This window comes from Sphingobium yanoikuyae (assembly GCF_034424525.1).
Classification (GTDB): domain Bacteria; phylum Pseudomonadota; class Alphaproteobacteria; order Sphingomonadales; family Sphingomonadaceae; genus Sphingobium; species Sphingobium yanoikuyae.
This window is the reverse complement of sequence record NZ_CP139979.1, coordinates 1,478,223-1,500,437: the sequence shown is the minus strand read 5'-3', so window position 1 is coordinate 1,500,437 and position 22,215 is coordinate 1,478,223. Positions and strand designations below refer to the sequence as shown.

The 22,215-nt window shown below is 64.4% G+C and carries 23 protein-coding genes; 11 read left to right on the top strand and 12 right to left on the bottom strand.

Annotation, left to right across the window (positions count from 1 at the left end; all coding sequences use genetic code 11):
* The first annotated feature begins 25 nt into the window (after positions 1 to 25).
* A complete protein-coding gene (gene purU, locus U0025_RS06965) occupies positions 26 to 895 on the top strand; it encodes a formyltetrahydrofolate deformylase (protein ID WP_004212244.1) in 870 nt (289 codons plus the stop codon).
* Positions 896 to 982: 87 nt separating this feature from the next.
* Here purU and U0025_RS06960 read toward each other — a convergent pair whose 3' ends face one another.
* From U0025_RS06960 to U0025_RS06925, 8 genes are all read right to left on the bottom strand, one after another.
* On the bottom strand, positions 983 to 1,135 hold the full coding sequence (locus U0025_RS06960) for a hypothetical protein (protein ID WP_004212243.1): 153 nt from the start codon (positions 1,133 to 1,135) through the stop codon (positions 983 to 985).
* A gap of 221 nt (positions 1,136 to 1,356) precedes the next feature.
* Positions 1,357 to 2,193, bottom strand: coding sequence for an S-formylglutathione hydrolase (fghA, locus tag U0025_RS06955; protein ID WP_004212242.1), 837 nt, complete (start codon positions 2,191 to 2,193; stop codon positions 1,357 to 1,359).
* A gap of 14 nt (positions 2,194 to 2,207) precedes the next feature.
* Positions 2,208 to 2,588 (bottom strand): VOC family protein, encoded by a 381-nt coding sequence (locus U0025_RS06950; RefSeq protein WP_004212241.1) that lies wholly within the window; start codon positions 2,586 to 2,588, stop codon positions 2,208 to 2,210.
* A 26-nt stretch (positions 2,589 to 2,614) separates the two neighbouring features.
* Positions 2,615 to 3,727 (bottom strand): S-(hydroxymethyl)glutathione dehydrogenase/class III alcohol dehydrogenase, encoded by a 1,113-nt coding sequence (locus tag U0025_RS06945; protein WP_004212240.1) that lies wholly within the window; start codon positions 3,725 to 3,727, stop codon positions 2,615 to 2,617.
* A 518-nt stretch (positions 3,728 to 4,245) separates the two neighbouring features.
* Entirely contained in the window at positions 4,246 to 4,461 is a 216-nt protein-coding gene (locus U0025_RS06940; protein WP_004212238.1) for a DUF2093 domain-containing protein, read from the bottom strand.
* Entirely contained in the window at positions 4,461 to 5,864 is a 1,404-nt protein-coding gene (locus U0025_RS06935) for an NAD(P)H-dependent flavin oxidoreductase (RefSeq protein ID WP_004212237.1), read from the bottom strand. Before U0025_RS06935 ends, U0025_RS06940 begins: the two co-directional genes overlap by 1 nt.
* 93 nt (positions 5,865 to 5,957) lie before the next feature.
* Complete coding sequence (locus tag U0025_RS06930) at positions 5,958 to 7,091, bottom strand: glycosyltransferase (protein ID WP_004212236.1); 1,134 nt, start codon at positions 7,089 to 7,091, stop codon at positions 5,958 to 5,960.
* A 13-nt stretch (positions 7,092 to 7,104) separates the two neighbouring features.
* Entirely contained in the window at positions 7,105 to 7,974 is an 870-nt protein-coding gene (locus tag U0025_RS06925) for an alpha/beta fold hydrolase (protein WP_004212235.1), read from the bottom strand.
* 37 nt (positions 7,975 to 8,011) lie between these two features.
* On the opposite strand from U0025_RS06925, the gene U0025_RS06920 reads away from it, so the two are divergent.
* The gene (locus tag U0025_RS06920) at positions 8,012 to 9,409 is read left to right on the top strand and encodes a protein adenylyltransferase SelO family protein (protein ID WP_004212234.1); all 1,398 of its coding nucleotides are present in this window, start codon (positions 8,012 to 8,014) and stop codon (positions 9,407 to 9,409) included.
* 191 nt (positions 9,410 to 9,600) lie between these two features.
* Here U0025_RS06920 and U0025_RS06915 read toward each other — a convergent pair whose 3' ends face one another.
* The 4 genes from U0025_RS06915 to U0025_RS06900 form a co-directional block, all read right to left on the bottom strand.
* The gene (locus tag U0025_RS06915) at positions 9,601 to 10,011 is read right to left on the bottom strand and encodes a hypothetical protein (protein ID WP_139278703.1); all 411 of its coding nucleotides are present in this window, start codon (positions 10,009 to 10,011) and stop codon (positions 9,601 to 9,603) included.
* 218 nt (positions 10,012 to 10,229) lie between these two features.
* Positions 10,230 to 10,466 carry a hypothetical protein gene (locus U0025_RS06910; protein ID WP_037492224.1) on the bottom strand — a complete coding sequence of 79 codons (237 nt, stop codon included), beginning with the start codon at positions 10,464 to 10,466 and terminating at the stop codon, positions 10,230 to 10,232.
* A 644-nt stretch (positions 10,467 to 11,110) separates the two neighbouring features.
* Positions 11,111 to 11,359: a hypothetical protein gene (locus tag U0025_RS06905; protein ID WP_004212232.1), complete on the bottom strand. Its 249-nt coding sequence runs from the start codon at positions 11,357 to 11,359 to the stop codon at positions 11,111 to 11,113.
* A 45-nt stretch (positions 11,360 to 11,404) separates the two neighbouring features.
* On the bottom strand, positions 11,405 to 11,653 hold the full coding sequence (locus U0025_RS06900; protein ID WP_004212230.1) for a hypothetical protein: 249 nt from the start codon (positions 11,651 to 11,653) through the stop codon (positions 11,405 to 11,407).
* A 281-nt stretch (positions 11,654 to 11,934) separates the two neighbouring features.
* On the opposite strand from U0025_RS06900, the gene U0025_RS06895 reads away from it, so the two are divergent.
* The 9 genes from U0025_RS06895 to U0025_RS06855 all read left to right on the top strand — a co-directional run bounded on the left by U0025_RS06895 (position 11,935) and on the right by U0025_RS06855 (position 22,196).
* Positions 11,935 to 12,585: an RBBP9/YdeN family alpha/beta hydrolase gene (locus tag U0025_RS06895; protein ID WP_004212229.1), complete on the top strand. Its 651-nt coding sequence runs from the start codon at positions 11,935 to 11,937 to the stop codon at positions 12,583 to 12,585.
* A 246-nt stretch (positions 12,586 to 12,831) separates the two neighbouring features.
* Complete coding sequence (gene astD / locus U0025_RS06890; RefSeq protein ID WP_004212228.1) at positions 12,832 to 14,265, top strand: succinylglutamate-semialdehyde dehydrogenase; 1,434 nt, start codon at positions 12,832 to 12,834, stop codon at positions 14,263 to 14,265.
* 88 nt (positions 14,266 to 14,353) lie between these two features.
* Positions 14,354 to 15,142 (top strand): uroporphyrinogen-III C-methyltransferase, encoded by a 789-nt coding sequence (gene cobA / locus U0025_RS06885; RefSeq protein ID WP_004212227.1) that lies wholly within the window; start codon positions 14,354 to 14,356, stop codon positions 15,140 to 15,142.
* Positions 15,139 to 15,435 carry a DUF2849 domain-containing protein gene (locus tag U0025_RS06880; RefSeq protein WP_004212225.1) on the top strand — a complete coding sequence of 99 codons (297 nt, stop codon included), beginning with the start codon at positions 15,139 to 15,141 and terminating at the stop codon, positions 15,433 to 15,435. Before cobA ends, U0025_RS06880 begins: the two co-directional genes overlap by 4 nt.
* Position 15,436: 1 nt before the next feature.
* Positions 15,437 to 17,068 (top strand): nitrite/sulfite reductase, encoded by a 1,632-nt coding sequence (locus U0025_RS06875; protein ID WP_004212224.1) that lies wholly within the window; start codon positions 15,437 to 15,439, stop codon positions 17,066 to 17,068.
* Positions 17,061 to 17,501: a DUF934 domain-containing protein gene (locus U0025_RS06870; protein ID WP_004212223.1), complete on the top strand. Its 441-nt coding sequence runs from the start codon at positions 17,061 to 17,063 to the stop codon at positions 17,499 to 17,501. The genes U0025_RS06875 and U0025_RS06870 overlap by 8 nt, the downstream gene beginning before the upstream one ends.
* Positions 17,494 to 18,279, top strand: coding sequence for a phosphoadenylyl-sulfate reductase (locus U0025_RS06865; RefSeq protein WP_004212222.1), 786 nt, complete (start codon positions 17,494 to 17,496; stop codon positions 18,277 to 18,279). The genes U0025_RS06870 and U0025_RS06865 overlap by 8 nt, the downstream gene beginning before the upstream one ends.
* Before the next feature lie 139 nt (positions 18,280 to 18,418).
* Entirely contained in the window at positions 18,419 to 20,230 is a 1,812-nt protein-coding gene (locus U0025_RS06860; protein WP_004212220.1) for a DUF885 domain-containing protein, read from the top strand.
* A gap of 76 nt (positions 20,231 to 20,306) precedes the next feature.
* Positions 20,307 to 22,196, top strand: coding sequence for a CocE/NonD family hydrolase (locus U0025_RS06855; protein ID WP_004212219.1), 1,890 nt, complete (start codon positions 20,307 to 20,309; stop codon positions 22,194 to 22,196).
* Positions 22,197 to 22,215: the final 19 nt, after the last annotated feature.

Sequence of the window (22,215 nt, the reverse complement as noted above, 5' to 3'; positions counted from 1 at the left end):
GCGCAATGTTGCTGGAGGCGTTGCCGTGAATGACAAGACCATCCCGTCCTGGATATTGACCCTGGTCTGCGCCGACCGCGTCGGCATCGTCGCGGCGGTCAGCCAGTTCCTCGCCGAACGGGGCGGCTTCATCACCGACAGCCAGCAATATGCCGACCGCGAGGCCGGCCTCTTCTTCATGCGCGTGGCGTTCGAGGCGACCGATACCGGCATGCGCTTCGATACCGCCGGCCTGCGCGACGAATTTGCCGACATCGGCACCCGCTTCGCCATGGATTGGCGCCTCACCGAAGCGGCCGAACGCCCGCGCATGCTGATCGCCGTGTCGAAGGGGTCGCACTGCCTCGCCGACCTGCTGCACCGCTGGCAGACCGGCACGCTCGCGGTCGACATCATGGGGGTGGTGTCCAACCATCCCGACATGCGCCGCATCACCGAATGGCACGGCATCCCCTATCATGAGCTGCCGCCCAATGGCGACAAGGCCGCGCAGGAGGCCGCCCTGCTCGACCTGTTCGATCGCAGCCGGTCGGAATATCTGATCCTCGCCCGCTATATGCAGGTGCTGTCGGAAAGTCTGGTCGATCGGCTTGCGGGCCGCTGCGTCAACATCCATCACAGCTTCCTGCCCGGCTTCAAGGGCGCCCGCCCCTATCACCGTGCCCATGAGCGCGGCGTCAAGCTGATCGGCGCCACCGCCCATTTCGTCACCGCCGACCTCGACGAAGGGCCGATCATCGAACAGGCGGTCGAGCGCGTCGACCATCGTGCCACCGCCGACGACATGATCCGCATCGGCCGCGATATCGAGGCCCAGGTGCTGGCCCGCGCCGTCGGCTGGCTCGCCGACCGCCGCGTGCTGCGCAATGGCGGCAAGACGGTGGTGTTTCGCTAGGAAGGACAAGCGGCCCGACATCCGTTCGGTTCGAGCCTGTCGAAAACCCTATGCGGCCCTTCTCGACAAGCGCGAAGCGAACGGTCGTTAAAGCCCCAATCGCGCCCAGAAATCGCCCGGCGCCAGCACGGCCTCAGCGCTGCGGTTGCGCTCGACGCGCGACCAGCTGCTATGGGGAATGTGGATTTGCGGGATCTGGTCCTGCCGCTGCTGGCGGACACGGGCTTGCTTGTGGGTCATCGTCTTCTCCTTGTGCGGGAGGAACACGAAACCGGGCGTTGTCGCTTGGGTACCGTGCGCTTTAGCCGTTGGTGACGCGGAGCAAGCTGACATCCTTCAAAAGCCGCGGAGCGAAACGCTCGGCACTCTATCTACTCATTCCATAGAGAAAGGCAAAATAGCTTATCTTGTGCCGCGACCATCCAGGCTTTGCCCGGACGGCCCGCGATCAGCCCAATTGCTCAGCCCAGCCGCGCCGCGTGCCAGCGCAGGTGATCGTCCATGAAGCTGGAGATGAAATAATAGCTATGATCATAGCCCTCGCGCAGATTGAGCGTCAGGTCGATGCCCGCCGCGTCGCAGGCCGTGCGCAGCAATTGCGGGCGCAACTGCCCCTCCAGGAAGCTGTCGCCAGCGCCCTGGTCAACCAGCAGCGCATCGATCCGCGCGCCATCCTCGATCAGCGCGACCGCGTCATGCTTGCGCCACGCCGCCCGGTCCTCGCCCAGATAGCCGCCCAGCGCCTTCTCGCCCCAGGGCACCTGCCCCGGCGCCACGATCGGCGCAAAGGCAGACACCGCGCGATAACGATCGGGATAGGTCAGCCCGACGGTCAGCGCGCCATGGCCGCCCATGCTGTGCCCCATGATCGACTGGCGATCCATGTCGGCGGGAAACTGGTCCGCGATCAGCGCCGGCAATTCCTGCGTCACATAGGACCACATGCGATAATGGGCGGCATAGGGCGCCTGCGTCGCATCGACATAGAAGCCCGCGCCCAGGCCAAAGTCCCAGGCGCCGTCCGGATCGTCGGCCACGCCCTCGCCGCGCGGCGAGGTATCGGGCGCGACGAAGATCAACCCCAGTTCCGCGCAGGCCCGGCGAAACTCGCCCTTTTCCGTCACATTGGCATGGGTGCAGGTAAGGCCGGACAGATACCAGACCACCGGCAGCTTCGCGCCCGGCGCATGCGGCGGCACGAAGACGGAGAAGGTCATCTCCGTCCCCGTCTCGCGCGAAGCATGGCGATAGACGCCTTGGACGCCGCCAAAGGCCGTGTTGGTCGAAACCGTTTCCACCCGTATTTCCTTCCTCAGCCGATCCGATGCAGGCCGCACAGCTTGTTGCCGGCGGGATCGCGCAGATAGGCGAGATAGAGCTTGCCGAAGCCGCCCTCGCGCACGCCCGGCGGATCTTCGCAAGCCGTGCCGCCCGCAGCGACCCCGGCCGCATGCCAGGCATCGGCCTGCTCGGTCGATGTCATGCGGAAACCGATCGTGCCGCCATTGGCGTGGCAGGCCGGTTCCCCGTCGATCGGTTTTGTGACCATGAACAGCGCGCCGTCATGCATGTAGATCAGCCGCCCCTTGTCGTCCTGCATCGCCGGCTTGCCGCCGACCGCACCGAACAGCGCATCATAAAAGGCGCGGGAAACGTCGAGATCATTCGATCCCACCATCACATGGCTGAACATGGTCACTCTCCTGTTGGGTAATCGGTTCAGAAGACGACGACGCTGCGGATGCTCTCGCCCGCATGCATCAGGTCAAACCCCTTGTTGATGTCCTCCAGCCCCATGACATGGGTGATCATCGGGTCGATCTCGATCTTGCCGGTCATGTACATGTCGACGATCTTGGGCACGTCGGTGCGGCCCTTGGCCCCGCCAAAGGCCGTGCCGCGCCAGTTGCGGCCCGTGACCAGCTGGAACGGACGGGTGCTGATTTCCTTGCCGGCCTCGGCCACGCCGATGATGATGCTGGTGCCCCAGCCGCGATGACAGGCTTCCAGTGCCACGCGCATCACTTCGGTGTTGCCGGTGGCGTCGAACGTGTAGTCCGCGCCGCCATCGGTCATCGCGACGATTGCGGCGACCACCTCCTCGCGGCTCATGCCCCTGGAGTTGAGGAATTCGGTCATGCCGAACCTGCGGCCCCATTCCTCGCGATCGGGATTGATGTCGACGCCGATGATCTTGTTCGCACCGGCCAGGCGCGCGCCCTGGATGACGTTGAGGCCGATGCCGCCCAGGCCGAAGATCACGACATTGTCGCCCACCTGCACCTTGGCGGTGTTGATCACCGCACCCACGCCCGTGGTCACGCCGCAACCGATATAGCAGCTGCTCTGGAACGGCGCGTCCTCGCGGATCTTGGCCAGCGCGATCTCGGGCAGGACCGTGAAGTTGGAGAAGGTCGAGCAGCCCATATAGTGGAAGATCGGCTGGCCCTTGTAGGAAAAGCGGGTCGTGCCGTCGGGCATCAGCCCCTTGCCCTGGGTTGCGCGGATCGCGGTGCAGAGGTTGGTCTTGCCGCTCAGGCACGACTTACACTGGCGGCATTCCGGCGTGTAGAGCGGGATGACATGGTCGCCGGGCACGACACTGGTGACGCCGGGGCCAACCTCGCGGACGATGCCCGCGCCCTCATGGCCCAGGATCGAGGGGAAGATGCCCTCGCTGTCGAACCCGTCCAGCGTATAGGCGTCGGTATGGCAAATGCCGGTCGCCATGATCTCGACCAGGACTTCGCCCGCCTTGGGGCCTTCCAGATCGACCTCGACGATTTCGAGGGGCTTCTTCGCTTCGAAGGCGACGGCGGCGCGGGTTTTCACGGCGGGCTACTCCCATGACTGGCGTGAACGGGCGCCCCGAGGACGCCCTGTTAAAAGCATTCCCGGCGTTCATATCGGTTCCGGCAGCAATTGCCAGCCGATACCGCTGTCCAAAGGAGAGGAAAATCCAGCAGGATCCGAAAAAAACAAAGCGCATCCAGCGACTTGCATCGCCAAATAGATCGCCCTGCCTTTCCCGGTCGCGTCCTGTTTAGAAGGACACGTTGTAAATGAACCAGCCCAGGATCAGCAGGCTGCTCACCAGACAGATACGATCGCCGAAGACATCAATTCGAGACATCTGACACATCCTTCACCCAAAAGACGATCTGCGCCGCCTGTTGAGGAAGAATACATCAGATAAATGGACGTGGGAACAGCAATCTCACGACAAAACGTGCCACCAGGGCGATGAATGGAAATCGCAACATCTTGAAATTTTCGCCGCAGCGCACAGCGGTCATTCAACTAATAGAACGATGCCAAAAAGCCGAATAGTGTCAGGCGCTTACCGCGGTTCAGCGAAATGCTGCACCGCGGTGGCGCAGGAAGGAGGCTGTCGCCTCCTCCGGCCCGCGATAGGCTTCCTGAAACTCGGCGCTCCAATATTTCAGATCGTCGAGGTCGATTCGCGCGCCCGATACGGCGCAGAGCACGAACTGCCCCGGCCGTACCACGTCGAAATGCGGCGTGTCATAATGCAACACCGCCAGCCCCTGAATATCCGCCGCCATCAGTCGCCGGTCAGGATGCGGTCGACCAGCTGCTTCACGGTCGGCACGAACCCGTTCGAATAGAAGGGGTCCTGCTTGAAGCGATAGGCGGCATGGCCGGCAAACAGCAGATTCTTGTCCAGGTCGCCGCCATGGACCGATTCCTGCAGCGACTTCTGGATGCAGAAGCTGCGCGGATCAGCCAGGCGACCGGTCGAGTTGGTCTCGCTGTCCATCCAGCTGGAAAAGCTACACTGCGACAGGCAGCCCATGCAGTCGGTCTGGTCCTTGCGGATTTCCGCCTTCTCTTCCTCGGTCACGAAGACGAGCGTGTTGTCCGGCGTCTTGAGCGCGGAGGTGAAGCCCTGGCCCACCCATTCGCGCGCGCGCAGCAGGTCGCCGACCGTCACCCAGAAATTCTTGCCCTTCACGCCGGCATCGAGCTGATGGGTATGATCGCCCGCCTGCTCGGTGCTGAACGGGATCTGGCGGTCCGACCGCGCTTCGAGCGAGCGCAGGAAGGGATTGCGGATCGCCGAGCTGTAGAAGCCGGTGGGCGAGAATTTGTGCAGCAGCACGTCGCCCGGTTCCAGCTGCATCAGCCGGTCCTTCCAATCCTGCGGGATCGGGCTTTCCTGGGTCAGCAGCGGACGGGTGCCGAACTGGAACATGATCGCGCCCAGCTCGGGATTGTCGATCCAGTCGTTCCAGTCCTTGAGCGCCCAGACGCCGCCGGCCATGACGATCGGCACATCATCGGAAATGCCGCCTTCGCGCATCGTGGCGCGCAGGTCGCGCACGCGGGGATAGGGATCCTGCGGCGCGCGCGGATCTTCCGCGTTCGACAGGCCGTTATGGCCGCCGGCCAGCCAGGGATCTTCATAGACCACTGCGCCCAGCCATTCCGATGCCTTGGAATAAGCGCGCTTCCACAGCGCGCGGAAGGCACGGCCCGACGACACGATCGGCAGATAGCTGACATTGTAGGAGGCAGCGATTTCGCTGAGCTTGTAGGGCATGCCCGCGCCACAGGTGACGCCGGCGACCATGCCCTTGGTCTTTTCCAGAACGCCGTGCAGCACGCGCTGCGCACCGCCCATTTCCCACAGCACGTTGATGTTGATCGCGCCCTTGCCGCCGGCAATCTCATAGGCGCGCTTCACCTGCTCGACGGCACCGTCGATGGCATAGGCGATCAGCTCCTCATGGCGGTCGCGGCGGGTGCGGCCATGATAGATTTGCGGGATGATATTGCCCATGGAGTCATAGCTGTCGGCATTGACCGCCGATACCGTGCCGATGCCCCCGGCAGCCGCCCAGGCGCCCGAACTGGCATGGTTGGAAACAGCAACACCCTTGCCACCTTCGACCAGCGGCCAGACTTCACGGCCACCATAGACGATGGGTTTCAAACCCTTGAACAACGACTTCTCCCGCGAAATGAACCGGCCTCCCCAGACCGGTTGAAATGTCGTCCTATAACAGTTTTTGTCAGGGATGACGAACTGTAGGGCGCCCTAGCGCAAAATGTGGGGGCTGGCCAGAGCCTCGCCATATAATGCGGCATAGGCGTCGACCATGGTCTTTTCGTCATAATCGCGCTGCGCCCGCGCCCGGTTTGCCGCCCCCAATGTAGCGCGCAATTCCGCGTCTGCGGCCAGCGTCCCAAGCGCGTCGGCCAGCCCCTGCTCGTCCGCCGCGACGAAGGGTCGATTGGCCGGCGCCACCATATTGGCAACGTCGCCGACATCGGTGGAGGCCACCGGCAGTCCGGCCGCCATCGCCTCGACCAGCGAGATCGGGAACTGCTCGCTGTCCGACGACAGGGCAAAAATGTCGAACAGGCCGACGAAGCGCCAGGGATCGGTCATGAACCCAGCCAGGCAGATATCGTCCAGCCCCTGCGCCGCCGCCTCTGCCAGGATCGCGTCGCGCTCCGGTCCCTCGCCCACCACCACCAGTTGCAACCGCTCGCGATGGGCGGCCACCGCGCGCACCAGCCGGGGAATATTCTTGACCGCGCGCAACCCCGCCAGCGTGCCGACCAGCAGCTTGCCCGGCGTGCGCACCAGCCCCGGTATCGCATCCGGTGCCGGTGCCTGCGCATAGCGCGCCACATCGATGCCGTTGCGGATCAGATGCACCTTGCCCGCCGGCTGCTTCCACGCCTGATGCGCGATCCGCTCCAGCCGCGCCGAGGGCACCACCAGCGCCTGCGCCCGGCCCAGCGCCATGCGCCGATAGAGATTGCGCTGCGGCTTCAGCCCCGCCGCCTCATCGGCGTTGAAGCCATCCTCATGATGGATCAGCGGCGGCAGCCTCATCGACCGGGCAAACAGCCGGTGCGCCATCACCCCGTCCATCGCCCCCCAATTATAGCCCAGCACCAGGTCATAGCCGGACAGGAACTGCGCGATCGCGCGGAACCGGGCCAGCCCCGGCCGCCCGGCAAAGGGCGGCGCTTCGGGAAAATCGACCGGCACCTGCGGCCCGATCGCGCTGCGGGCACCCAGCGCCTCGGGCGCGGCGCTGACGATGCTGTGCCGCGCCTTGTCGCCCCAGATGTTCATCAGCCGGATCGCGCGGGCTTCCTTGCCGCCCAGGGTGAAGCTGCCATGGATATGCAGGATGCGCGGCGGATCCCCCCGCATCACGCCACCACCATCAGCCACGCAGCACGCGTTCCAGCAGGCGGTCGATCCCGGCCACCGCCGCCGGCTCGTCCAGCGCGGGCGCATGGCCGACATCGGGCACCGTCACCAGTTCCGCGCTTGCCCCCACCTCGCGCGCCATCCGTTCCGCCGTCGGCGCGCTCAGCAGGTCCGACCGGCCGCCACGCAGCAACAGGGTCGGAATATCCTGAAAAGCCGCCATTACCGGCCACATGTCGACCCCCGCCTCGCCACCGGGCGCGCGCAGCGGCTCGGCGATGCGCATGTCATAGTCGAGCACGATCCGCCCGCCGCTGTTCAGCCGATAGAGCCGCTTGGCCATGGCCAGCCACTGCTCCAGCCCATAGGCCGGATAGACATCGCCATTCGCTTCCTCCAGCGCGCGGGCCGCATGGACCCAGCTGGGGTGCGACTGGCCCACGCCCACATAGCCGCGAATCCGGTCCAGCCCCGCCTCGTCCAGCGTCGGGCCGACATCGTTCAGCACCGCGCCCGCCAGCCATTCGCGATGGGTCGCGGCGATCAGCATGGTGATGATCCCGCCCAGCGACGTGCCGACCGCGACGAAGCGGGTGATCGCCAGGTCCGCCAGCAACCGGCCGATATCCTGCAAATAGGTGAGCGGCACATAGCTCATCGGATCCTTGGCATAGGCGCTTTCGGCGCGCCCCCGCATATCCGGGCAGATCACCCGCCACTCGCCCGCCAGCCGCTGCGCCAGCGGCTCGAAATCGCGCGCATTGCGGGTCAGCCCCGGCAGGCACAGCACGGGCGGCCGCCCGTCCTCGCCGCCCGCATAGTCGCGATAATGCAGCCGCAGTCCATCCGGGGACCACCAATATGCGTCACTATAGCCGGTCAAGCTTGATCCTTCCGCCCATGCTCCCCCATATCGCCGCATGGACAACAAGCCGCAAGCCGCCAATTACCACCCCGCCACGGAAATCACCGCGCTGATGCCCGACATCGCCGATCCGGTGCATGCTGCGGACTTTCCGCAGACCCTGTTGCGCTTCCGCAATGACCGCGCTGCCGCATCGGTCGGCCTCGACCATCTGAGCGACGAAGAGTGGATCGCCCATTTCGGCCGCTTCGCGCCCCTGCCCGGCACGCTCCCCCAACCGCTCGCCCTGCGCTACCATGGCCATCAGTTCCGCCATTATAATCCCGATATCGGCGACGGCCGCGGCTTCCTGTTCGCGCAGATGCGCGACGCGGATGGCCGCCTGCTCGACCTTGGCACCAAGGGATCGGGCCAGACCCCCTATAGCCGCTTCGGTGACGGCCGCCTGACGCTCAAGGGCGGCGTGCGCGAGATTTTGGCGACCGAGATGCTGGAGGCGCTGGGCGTCAACACGTCGAAGACCTTCTCGATCATCGAGACCGGCGAGGCGCTGGAGCGCAATGACGAACCCTCGCCCACGCGCGGCGCGGCGATGGTCCGTCTCAGCCATTCGCACATCCGCATCGGCAGCTTCCAGCGCGCCGCCTATATCGAGGATAATAGGTTGCTCGAACGGCTGACCGACTATGCCCTCACCCGCCTCTATGGGGAACAGCCCGGCGACAACCCGCCCGCCCAGCTGCTCGGCCGCGTGGTCGATCGCACCGCTGACCTGGCCGCCAGCTACATGGTCGCCGGCTTCGTCCATGGCGTGCTCAACAGCGACAATATCAATGTCACCGGCGAAAGCTTCGACTATGGCCCCTGGCGCTTCACGCCGCTCTGGGACGCGGGCTTCACCGCCGCCTATTTCGACCATGCCGGCCTCTACGCCTTCGCCCGCCAGGCCGAGGCGATCCATTGGGACGTCGCCCAGCTTGCCGTCTCGCTACGCCCGCTCAGCGAAGCGCCGCCGCTGATCGAACAGCTCGAACGCTTCCCCGCCCTCTACGCCCAGGCGATGCAGCGCCGCTTCTGCTGGCGCCTCGGCGTCCTGCCGGGCGCAGACAGCGCCGCCATGACCGAAACCGCCGTGCGCGCGATGATGACCACCGCGACGCCAATCGACATCTTCTTCCACGACTGGCGCGGCGGCACACCCCGCAACCCGGCGCGTTACAGCGAACCCATCTGGGCCGAACTGCGCGACACGCTGGCCGACCACCCGCCCGTCCCTGGCGCCCGCGACCACGCCTATTGGTCGGACGCCGCGCCCTGCTCCATGCATATCGACGAGGTGGAAGCGATCTGGAGCGCCATCGACCAGTCCGACGACTGGTCCCCGCTCCACGCCAAGGTCGCTGCGATCCGCCGCATGGGTGAGGCGCATGGAAGTGCGCCGGCATTGCCCTGAGAAAGGCCGAAGTCCGGCAAAGCGAGTGCTGTGCCCCCTGATCGAGTGGGGAATTGAGTGGATCAGCACTGTCCTTCAGACCCGTCATGCCAGCGAAGGCTGGCATCCCACTTGTTCTAGTCTCCCTAGAAGAAAAGAGTGATCCCAGCCTGCGCTGGGATGACGGAGTGGGTGGTTTGCGGACGGTCGGCTTATGCGAAATCAGATGGGCGATAAGGACGCTTGCGCCCTATGAGGGCCGCATTTGTATGCGGCAACCGAAGTTCAAATCGCTTCAACTCGCGAGCGGCATCAACGTCTCCAAGCTTAGCAGCACGCGCCAGCCAATGCCGATATCCGCGGAGATCACGTCCATTGAATGCGTTCATAGCAAGATGCTGCGCGGCGGTCAGGTGACCACGACGAAATGCTCGATAGGCAAGGCCTGCTTGGCTAAATGGATTGGCAAGGCTACCGGGCTTGTCGAATGTGCTGCCAAGTTCCGTCATCGCTAATGGATCGCGTTGAAAGGAAAGGTGCCAGATTATAGGCATAGCATAGCCAGTTTTGTGATTGTCGCGGATACCCCAGTATCGATCCCAGAGACGATCATTTTTGCTCATAGCTCATCAATGCCATTCACACCGAACGTCCGCAATCGGGAACAACTCCCGAGATTTGGACGGCAAAAACTGGTCGCTTCGAGACCATCCTCCCCTGCAAGGGGAGGTGGCTGGCCGTAGGCCAGACGGAGGGGGAGGCCCCCTCCCGATAGGGCGCCCCCACCACTTCGCGCCCCCCCTCCCCTTGCAGGGGGAGATTTTACAGCAGCGATTGGTCGTCAGACGCCATGTTCTGCATCAGCTTCAGCGAGGAGGCTTTGGAGAATGGCTGCACCTTCCTCGTCTAATGGCAAGTCCACTGCCAACGCGCGGCGGCGGATGCTCTCCATTCTGGCATCGCGAAGCGCGCAGGAAGTGAAGTCGTCCCAATCCCATTTGCCACCGGTTCCGGCAAGAAACCCGCTTATCGTCTCAACAGTGTATTGCCGCTCGTCCTTCATACCGACAGCCTTCATGGAACGACCGCTATCGGGCAAGCCTATTTGCGCGTCGAGGGCCTAAAAATGGTCGTTGCCAGACCGCCTAACTCAGCTTTCCTACTCGGCCGGTCTCTGATCTACCCTTGGGCATGGATCAATCGCACGAACTTCACGCCCTCTTGCGGTCGTGCAACAATCGCCTGCTGGCGCATGGACGTCGCTTCACTGTCACCCCGCTGTCGCGTCACCGAGGCGTGGTGATGACCCGATTTCGATGCGCGTGTCGCTTCACAGGCGCGCCGTCGGCGCGTCGCAGGAGCATCACCGGCGCATTTCGCTGGAATCCGCCTCACGACACTGTGAACTTCGACTGTCGCGTCGATTTCCGGTCGAGACCAGCCAGCAATTTTCAGAAAGAAGCCGGATCCGTCCGGCCGATTACCGCTGATCGCAGCAGCGTAACACGGAAAAAGCGTCCCGCCTTTGCCCCGGAAGGCGGGACGGGACGCTCCATCGGTCGCAGGCCGCCCCGTGATAACCATGCGCGGGCCGCGTCCGTCGAACCAACGACATCGGAGCGAGGCCGTTCCGGCGTTGATCGCGGGCCTGGCGCGACCTGCCGCAAAATCCGCCCCATCTGGGCAGCCTCCCGGCTTCCTCTCGCCAGGAGGCACTGCACCTCAGCGCCGGGCAAGCTGAACGGCCGACTTGTGGCTGATGGTCAGGCCAGCCTCGGCCCAATCCTGCCTGCTGCGGCAATCGACGCGCGGCACCAGCGTGCTCGGCTGCACTTCGCGGAAGCAGTAGCGGTCGGTTTTCTCTTCATAGCTGACCTTGGCATTGCCGAACTTGCCTTCGGGCTGGGCGAAGGCGGGCGCGGCGGCAACGGTCATGGCGGCAGCGGCGGCGATGATGGCGATGGTCTTCATGAGCAAATTCCTTCCCTGATTTTGATGGATCGGTGGCGCCGGCGTTCAGCGCTGGGCCAGTTGGACGGCCGGCTTGCGGCTGATGGTCAGGCCCGCGTCGGCCCAGTCCTGCTTGCTGCGGCAATCGACCAGCGGGATGCGCGAATTGGCGCGCGTCTCGCGGAAGCAGTAGCGGTCGGTCTTTTCTTCATAGCTGACCTTCGCGTTGCCGAACTTGCCTTCGGGCTGGGCGAAGGCCGGCGTGGCGGCTACGGTCATGGCGGCAGCGGCGGCGATGATGGCGATGGTCTTCATGAGCAAATTCCTTCCCTGAAATCTCGTTCCGCGACCCCGATCGGGTCGTGCCAGGAGCATTGCAGGGGCCGTGCCAATTTGCCCAAAGCCCGGAAAATCGGGCTTCAGTTCGCGCAGAGCATATTTATCGCACGAAAATTACGCCAACAGTCGGTGCTATATTTTTATATTTGGTATTTTTCGCGCAACGCAATCCACCGCAGCTTCGCCACGCATCAGCAAAGCTTTATTGTCAATCAAATCAGTAGTGATTAAATCGCCCCATAGATTTGGAGGTGCAGATGACGATTCACACCCTGTCGGATGACCAGACCCCCACCATCCTGACCGTGCCCGGCCTGATGAACAGCGGTCCGGGCCATTGGCAAAGCCTTTGGGAAAAGGCGCTTCCCGACTGCCATCGGGTCGAATTGGGCAGCTGGGACGCCCCCCATCGCAACGCCTGGATCACCAATCTGGGTCATGCCATCGCCCAGGTTGACGGGCCGGTGGTCCTGGCCGCGCACAGCCTTGGCTGCCATGCGGTCGCCTGGTGGGCAGCGTTCGAAACCGGACAGTTGCGGGACAAGGTGGCCGGCGCCCTGCTGGTGGCGCCGCCGGAAGTGGACAGCGGCGCGGTCGACCGCCGCCTCGTCGGCTTCGGCCCCACGCCCAAGGGACTGCTCCCCTTCCCCTCGATCGTCGTTGCCAGCCGCAACGATCCCTATATCGACTTTGCCAGCGCCCGGCGGCTCGCCCAATTCTGGGGCAGCCAGTTCGCCGACGCGGGCGAAAGCGGCCATATCAACGCCGCGTCGGATCTGGGCGAATGGAATTTCGGCCAGTTCCTGCTCCACCGCCTGACCGATCGGACGACTCCGGCCGATCTTGCAGCGGTCCGCAACGAAGAAGCCCGGCGCAGCGCCGAAATGTCGATCCGCTACGGCTTCTGATCGCCGCTGACAGGCGGCCAAGCTGTCCTATTCGACGGCAGGATGGTACAGGATCGATCCGGCACGGGCGCCCGCCCCGGCCGGATCGATCCAGCATCATAAAATTTCCAACTTCGGTTCTTAAATGTCCAAATATGCGGGAAATATGGGAAGTTAAGCGGAACATTTCCTATTGGCCGAACGTAGAAGAGCGCCCTCCATGCCCCGCTCTTCCTTCGTTAACCATTTTCGGTCATATCCTGCACCATGTCCGCCGCGCTGACGTCCCATGAACCCGCGACCGGCGCCCTGCTATGGCAGGGCGAAAGCGGCGACGTGGACGATATCGTCGCCCGCGCCCGCTCCGGCTGGCCGCGCTGGGCCGCACAGCCGGTCGCCTTCCGCATCGAAACGCTGCGCCGCTTCGTCAATGTCGTGCGCGCCCATGAGGAAGAACTGGCCGACCTGATCGCCCGCGAAACCGGAAAGCCGCTATGGGATGCCCGGACCGAGGTGACGGCGGTGATGGCCAAGATCGACACGTCGGTCGCCGCCTATTCCGAACGCACCGGCCAGCGCCGGCTGGAGGCCAATCTGGGCGCCCGCCAGTCGGTGCGGCACAAACCCCATGGCGTGATGGCGGTGCTTGGCCCCTATAATTTCCCGGCCCATCTGCCCAATGGCCACATCATCCCCGCGCTGCTGGCGGGCAATGCCGTCATCTTCAAGCCATCGGAAAAAACCCCGGCAGTCGGCGAGATGCTGGTGCGCTTCTATCATGAAGCGGGCGTCCCGACCGACGCCGTCCAGTTGCTGCTCGGCGGCGCGGAGGAAGGCAAGGCGCTGGCCGCCCATGCCGATGTCGCGGGCATATTGTTCACCGGATCGGCCCAGACCGGTATCGCCATCAACCGCCAGTTCGCGACCCAGCCAGGCAAGATCCTGGCGCTCGAAATGGGCGGCAACAATCCGCTGGTCGTCTGGGATACGCCGGAGATCGGCGCCGCCGCCGCGCTGGTGATCCAGTCCGCCTTCCTGTCGAGCGGCCAGCGCTGCACCGCCGCCAGCCGGCTGATCGTCCGCGACGCCATGGCCGACGCCCTGATCGCGGAGGTCAAGAAGCTCGCCGACAGGCTGATCGTCGATCACCCCCATGCCGATCCGCAGCCCTATATGGGGCCGGTCATCGACAATCCGACCGCCGATGGCCTGACCGAAAGCTTCCTCTATCTGATGAGCCATGGCGGCCGGCCGATCAAGCATATGGTCCGGCCGCAAAAGGGCCTGCCCTTCCTGACACCCGCAATCATCGACGTGACCGCGATGAAGGAACGGCCCGATGTCGAGCTGTTCGGTCCGCTGCTCCAGATCGTGCGCGTGCCCGATTTCGAAACCGCCATCGCCGAAGCCAATAGCAGCCGTTATGGCCTGTCCGCCTCGCTCGTCGGCGGCAGTCCCGAACAATATGCGCAATTCTGGGGCAACGTCCGCGCCGGCGTGATCAACTGGAACCGGCCCACCAATGGCGCGTCGGGCACCGCCCCGTTCGGCGGCGTCGGCGTATCCGGCAACCACCGCCCCAGCGCCTATTATGCCGCCGATTATTGCGCCTATCCGGTCGCATCCGCCGAGATCGAACAGCCCCGCGCCACCATCGGCATCGGCCTCAAGGACATCGACGTCAGCGCCATGGGCGATTGACAACCCGGCTACTGGACAAAACTTTTCCTAAGCCCCTCCATATCCATTCTGAATTGAAACTCCGCCGCCCTTTCGCCATGTGGCGAGCATGGCTGACATTGCACCTGCTACCGTCCACCTGGTGGGCGCGGGACCGGGCGACCCGGAACTGCTGACCATCAAGGCCGTGCGCCTGATCCGCGACGCGCGCCTGATCGTGCATGACGGGCTGGTGTCCGACGACATATTGGCGCTGGCCGGGCCGCAGACCGAACTGGTCTCGGTCGCCAAGCAGCGCAGCCGCCACTCCATGCCGCAGGAGGCGATCAACGCCCTGCTGGTCCGCTTTGCCCTGGCTGGCGAGCCGGTCGTCCGCCTTAAGGGTGGCGACCCCTTCATCTTCGGCCGCGGCGGCGAGGAAGTGGATGCCTGTCGCGCCGCCGGCGTGCCGGTCGAGGTCGTGCCGGGGATCAGCGCCGCGATCGGCGCCGCCGCCCAGGCGCAACTGCCGCTGACCCATCGCGAGGCGTCGAGCGCGGTCAGCTTCGTCGCCGGCCAGTGCAAGGGTCTTACCGATCAGGATTGGTCGGGCCTTGCGGGAAAAGGCCGCACGCTCGTCATCTATATGGGCGTCGCGACCGCCGCCGACATCGCCGACAAGCTGATCGCCGACGGCGTGTCGCCGGCAATCCCGGTCGCGGTGCTGGAAAATGGCACGCGCGCCGATATGCGCAGCCTGCGCACCCTGCTCGCCGATCTGGGCGACATGGTGGCGCGTGAAGAAGTCAAAAGCCCGGCCCTAATCGTGGTCGGCGACGTGGCAGCCAATGCCCTGGCACGCGATGTGCTGGCGGACTGGGCGGCAAAAGGGGAGAGTATTTCGGAGATGCGTTCGTGAAGATCCTGACGGGCAATGATCTGGTGACCGGTGATGTCATCTGGTGGGCCGGCGATGGCTGGTCGCGCCAGGTCGGCGACAGCGCTGATGTCGGCGAACAGGGCGACGATCTCGCCCGCACCGAGGAAGCGGCGCTGCGTGTCGTCGGCGCCTATGTGATCGACGCGACCGTCACCGACGAGGGCGTGCGCCCGGCCCATATCAAGGACCGCATCCGCGCCCTTGGCCCCACGGTGCGCCCCGACCTCAATTTGAAACCGAATGACGCCGACGCCGGCAACTGGGTGATCTGACATGTATCGCTACGACAGCTATGACCAGTCCATCGTCGACGCCCGCGTCGATGAATTTCGCGATCAGGTGCAGCGCCGCCTGACCGGCGCCCTGACCGAGGATCAGTTCAAGCCGCTGCGGCTGATGAACGGCCTCTATCTGCAGCTTCACGCCTATATGCTGCGCGTCGCCATCCCCTATGGCACGCTGTCGGGCAAGCAGATGCGCAAGCTGGGCGAGATCGCGGCGAAATATGACAAGGGCTATGGTCACTTCACCACGCGCCAGAACCTGCAATATAACTGGATCAAGCTGGCCGACGCACCCGACATCCTCGCCGAACTGGCGACGGTGGAGATGCACGCCATCCAGACCAGCGGCAATTGCATCCGCAACATCAGTTCCGACCAATATGCCGGCGTTAGCGCCGACGAGGTGGCGGACCCCCGCCCCTGGGCCGAACTGCTGCGCCAATGGTCGAGCTTCCACCCGGAATTCACTTACCTGCCGCGCAAGTTCAAGATTTGCGTGATCGCCAGCGACGACGATCGCGCGGCGATGCGCCTGCACGATATCGGCCTGAAGCTGGTGTCGAAGGATGGCGTCATCGGCGCCGAAGTCTATGCCGGCGGCGGCATGGGCCGCACCCCGATGGTCGCGCCGCAGATCAGGGATTTCGTGGCCGAAGAGGAGATCGTCTCCTATCTCGAAGCCTGCCTGCGCGTCTATAATCGCTACGGTCGTCGCGACAACAAGTACAAGGCCCGGATCAAGATCCTAGTCCACGAGATCGGCGTCGAGGAATATAAGCGCCAGGTCGAGGAAGAGTTCGCCCATATGCGCGAGCTGGGCCTCAACCCGCCGACCGAGGAACTGGATCGCATCCGCACCTTCTTCGCCAACCCGGCCTATGAAACGGGCCTGAGCGAAGAAATCGACCGTGCCGATCCGGCCTTCGCCCTGTGGGTCGACCGTCAGGTCGCAGCCCACAAGCAACTCGGCTATGCGATCGTCAATATCAGCCTGAAGCCGCTGACCGGCATTCCCGGCGACGCGTCGGCGGAACAGATCGAACTGGTCGCGTCGCTGGCTGAGCAATATTCGCTCGACGAACTGCGCGTCACCCATGCGCAGAACCTGGTCCTGCCGCATGTGAAGAAGGCGGATCTCTACGCCATCTGGCAAAAGCTGGACGAAGCGGGTCTGGCCGAGGCCAATCTCGACCTCATCACCGACATCATCGCCTGCCCTGGCCTTGATTATTGCGCGCTGGCCAATGCCCGTTCGATCCCGCTGGCACAGAAGATCGCGCAGCGCTTCGCCGACAATGCGCGTCAGGCGGAACTGGGCGAGCTGAAGCTCAAGATTTCGGGCTGCATCAACGCCTGCGGCCACCACCATGCCGGCCATATCGGCATTTTGGGCGTCGACCGGAAGGGCGTGGAGAATTTCCAGCTGCTGCTTGGCGGATCGGGCGCGGAGGATGCCTCGCTCGGCCAGATCACCGGCCCCGGTTTCTCCGAGGATGGCGTGGTCGACGCGATCGAGAAGGTCACGGACATCTACCTCGCCGAACGCACCGACGGGGAGCGCTTCCTCGACACCTATCGCCGCATCGGCATGAAGCCCTTCAAGGAGGCGATCTATGGTTGAGTTCCTCTCCTTCCGCGACGGTGAAGCCGCACAGGAGCCGGCCGTCACGGTCGAGTCCTTCACCGGCCAGTCCAACGCCACCGCCGTCCGCATCGAGCCGGGCGAGGATGCGCGCGAATTGCTGCCGCATCTCGATCGCCTCTCGCTGGTCGAGGTGAATTTCCCCGCCTATGGCGACGGACGCGGCTATTCCGCCGCCCGTATCCTGCGGGAATCGGGCTATCAGGGCGAATTGCGCGCCGTGGGTGACGTGCTGGTCGACCAGATCAACGCCATGCGCCGCTGCGGCTTCGACAGTTTCCACCCCGCAAAAGCCCTGGATGACGCCGCCGTGGAGCGTGCGCTCACCCGCTATGCCGACGTCTATCAGAAGACGATCGATGGCCGTCAGCCCGTCTGGGCGAAACGGCATCCGGAGAAAATTGATGGCTGAACCTGCCCGCCAGATCGACATTATCGATGCCCGCCCCGTCTTTACCCAGGGGGATGCCGATGCGCTCAACGCGCGCTTCGAGGGTGTCGATACGCTGACCATGCTCAAGACCGTGTTTGCGGAAGGCCTCGCCGGCAATGTCGGCGTCGTCTCCTCCTTCGGCACGGAAAGCGCGGTGCTGCTCGATCTGGTGGCCAAGGCCGACAAGGCCATCCCGGTGATATTCGTCGATACGCAGAAGATGTTCGCCGAGACGCTCAACTATCGCGACACGCTGGTCGCGCGGCTGGGCTTCACCAACAGCAGCGTGGTCGCGCCCGACGCCGCCGTGCTGGCCAAGAAGGACGAAACCGGCCTGCGCTGGTCCTATGACCCCGACGGCTGCTGCGAAATCCGCAAGGTCGAGCCGATGAAGCGTGCCAAAGCGAGCCTGGACGCCTGGATTTCTGGCCGCAAGGCGTTCCAGTCGGTCACGCGCCAGAACCTGCCCCGCTTCGAGGTCGAGGACGGCCGGCTCAAGATCAATCCGCTCGGCGACTGGACCAAGACCGATCTGGAAGCCTATTTCGAGGCCGAACAACTGCCGCGCCACCCGCTGGAGGCACAGGGCTATCTGTCGATCGGCTGCGAACCCTGCACGTCCAAGGTTCTGCCGGGCGAAGACCCGCGTGCCGGTCGTTGGCGCGGATGGGACAAGGTGGAATGCGGCATCCATTCGCCGGTGACGCCGATCCCCGTCATCGATCCGGAAGACCCGGCAAACCTGCCCGCCTTCTGATCGCATTGGGCGCCCTGCGGGGTGCCCGTCCCCTATCTTATTGTAACATTGCGTAACAAGCGCGGGCGCGCGCTGGACCTGTCGTGTCAGCAGCGCAATACACTCCCCCCTTTCCAACGGGACTTAAGGGAGTCGCCCCATGGATCGTCGTCAATTCCTGCTTTCCTCGGGCGCGGTCGCGCTCGCCACCGCCGCGCCCCGTGCCCTGGCCCAGACGGCGGGCGCCGATGATGCCCGCCTGTCGGCCGCCTTCGCCACCGCCTTCGAGCGCCAGCTCGACCTGTCGCCGGCCATGGTCACCAGCCTAGGCCTCGACAAGGGCGCCCGCTCCGCCGCCAAGAGCCAGCTCGACGACAACAGCAAGTCGGGCACGATGAAGAAGCTGGCCGCGACCCAGGCCGCGATCAAGGAGTTCAAGGGATATGAGGGCGCCGCCCTGTCGGATGCGCAGCGCCTGAACCTGGAGGTCATCCTCTATTCGCTCGACCAGCAGACGGTCGCCCCGGCAAAATTCGGCCTCAACAGTGTCCAGCGCCCCTATCGCATCTTCCAGCAGGGCGGCAGCTATTTCCAGACGCCCGATTTCCTGAACACCGCGCACACCATCAACACGGCCGGTGATTGCGAGGCCTATGTCGCCCGGCTCGACGCCTTTGCCCGCAACCTGCGGACCGACACCGCACTGCAGCGGGACGAGGCCGCGCGCGGCTATCTCGCGCCCGGCTGGTCGCTCGACCTGACGCTTGGCCAGATGAAGAAGCTGCGCAGCCAGCCCGCCGCGACCAGCAGCCTGGTCCAGTCGCTGGTGAAGCGCGCCGCGGCCAAGGGCGTGACCGGCGACTGGCAGGCACAGGCCGCCGCCATCGTCGAAAAATCGATCTATCCCGCGCTCGACGAACAGATCGCCGCGATCGAGGCCTTGAAGCCAAAGACCGCCGCCGGCGACGGCGTATGGCGGACCCCGCGCGGCGACGAAATCTATGCCGCGGCGCTCAAGCAGGCGACCACCACCGACCTTAGCGCCGACCAGATCCATGCCATGGGCCTGGAGCAGGTCGCCGACATCAGCGCCAAGCTGGACGTGATCCTGAACGGCGCCGGCTTCACCAAGGGCAGCGTCGGCGAAAAGCTCGCCGCGCTCAATGTCGACCCGGCCCAGCTTTATGCCGACAGCCCGGACGGCCGCGCCGCCTTGCTCGCCCAGCTCAACCGCGACCTCGACGCCATGAAGGCGAAGCTGCCCCAGGCGTTCACGACCATCCCCAATACCCCGCTCGAAATCCGCGCGGTGCCGGTCGAGATCCAGGACGGCGCCTCCAACGGCTATTATAATCGCGCTGCGCTCGACGGTTCGCGCCCGGCCATCTATTTCATCAACCTCAAGGATGTCGGCGACTGGCCGAAATATGGCCTGCCCGCCCTCACCTATCATGAAGGCGTGCCCGGCCATCACCTCCAGATCTCGACCGCGCAGACCGCCGGTGACGTGCCGATGCTGCGCAAGACCGCCTTCATGAGCGCCTATAGCGAAGGCTGGGCGCTCTATGCCGAGCAACTGGCCGACGAACTGGGCGGCTATGCGACGCCGATCGACCGTGCCGGCTATCTCCAGTCCTTCCTGTTCCGCGCCGCTCGCCTGGTGGTCGACACCGGCATTCATTCCAAGCAGTGGAGCGTCAAGCAGGCGACCGATTACATGGTCGAGAAGACCGGCTTTGCCCGCCCCCGCTGCCAGCGCGAAGTCGAGCGCTACTGCACCCAGCCGGGCCAGGCGACCAGCTACAAGGTCGGCCACGGCAGCTGGACCAAGGCGCGCGAAAAGGCGCAGGCGCTGCTGGGCGACAAGTTCGATATCAAGCAGTTCCACGCCGTTCTTGAGGAAGGCGCGATGCCGCTGTCGATCCTGGAAAAGCGGATCGAGGATCGCGCCCGCGCCCTCGCGCAGGGCTGACAACGGACAAGCGGGTCCGGCCTTTCCTCAAGGCCGGACCCGTTGCATGATCACAAAAGAACAAAGGGGTATCGCCATGCTTCGTGCCGCACAGATTTCCGCTGCCGCCCTGATGATCGCCGCGCTCGCCGCGCCGATCGCCGCCCAGACCGATCCGATGACCCCGGACAAGGTCGATGCCTATGATCCGGCCCGGCCGCAGGCGGACTATGTGCGCAAGGAAGTGATGATCCCGATGCGCGACGGGGTGAAGCTGTTCACCGTCATCGTCATGCGCAAGGGCACGAGCCATGGCCCCATCCTGCTGACCCGCACCCCCTATGATGCGGGCAAGGCGACCAGCCGCAACCGCAGCCAGAGGATCGAGGAAATCCTGCCGGTCATGGACGCCGATTTCGTCAATGACGGCTATATCCGCGTCTATCAGGACGTACGCGGCCTGCACGGGTCGGAGGGCGACTATGTCATGACCCGCCCGCTGCGTGGACCGCTCAACAAGACCGACGTCGACAATAGCACCGACGCCTATGACACGATCGACTGGCTGGTGAAGAATGTGCCGGAAACCAACGGCAAGGTCGCGATCACCGGTTCCTCCTATCCCGGCTTCACCTCGCTGATGGCGCTGATCGATCCGCACCCTGCGCTGAAGGCCGCCGTGCCGCAGAGCCCGATGGTCGACGGCTGGATGGGCGACGACTGGTCCCACAATGGCGCGTTCCGCAATTTCGGCTTTGGCTACAGCCTGTCGCAGACCGCCAAGAAGGGTGGCGGCGCCATCCCGATGGGTAATGGCGACGAATATACGACGATGCTGAACGCCGGATCGGCCGGCGACTTCGCCCGCGCCTATGGCCTCGACGCCTTCCCCTCGGTGCGCAAGCTGCTCGAACATCCGGCCTATGACGCCTATTGGCAGGAACAGGCGGTCGACAAGCTGCTGGCCAAGCGCACGCTGACCGTGCCAACCATGCTGGTCGTGGGCCAGTGGGACCAGGAGGACAGCTATGGCGCGCCGGCGGTCTACAAGGCGCTGGAACCTCAGGACAAGAAGAATGACATGGTCAGCCTGGTGATCGGTCCCTGGCGCCATAGCGGCGTCAATTATGAGGGGCGCAGCCTGGGCGATCTGCAGTTCGAGGGCGATACCGGCCGCCAGTTCCGGGTCGGCACTATGAAGCCCTTCCTCGACCATTATCTCAAGGACAATCCGCCAGCCGGTTACACCATGCCCGGCTCGCTCACCTATGCGACCGGCATCGACAAATGGGAAACTCGCGCCAAATGGCCGGGCGGCACGCCGACCCCGCTCTATCTCGGCGCCAGTTACAGCCTATCCTGGGCCAAGCCGGCAGCGTCGGGCAGCGATTCCTATGTCTCCGACCCGGCCAAGCCGGTCCCCTATCTGCCCCGGCCGATCCACCAGGACCAGAATGAGGCCTGGCGCACCTGGCTGGTCAAGGACCAGCGTTTCGTCGATGGTCGGCCCGATGTGCTGACCTATGTGACGCCGGTGCTGGACAAGGACGTCCATATCGCCGGCCAGCCGATGGTCGACCTGTTCGCCGCCACTAGTGGCACCGACAGCGACTGGGTGGTGAAGCTGATCGACGTCTATCCCGAGGAAAACACCGCCAATCCGGTGATGGCCGGCTATGAACTGCCGATCGGCATCGACATTTTCCGGGGCCGCTACGCCCATGGCTTCGACAAGCCGCAGGCGCTGACGCCGGGCAAGGCGGAAAATTACAAGTTCGGCCTTCCGAACGTGAACCATGTGTTCAAGCCAGGCCATCGCATCATGGTGCAGATCCAGTCCAGCCTGTTCCCGGTCTATGACCGCAATCCGCAGACCTATGTGCCCTCGATCTTCGACGCGAAGCCGGACGACTACAAGCCGGCGACCCAGAGTGTCCAATATGGCGCGGCGGGCGCCAGCGCGATATGGTTGCCGATCGTCAAATAAGCGGATGGCATGGCGCCGC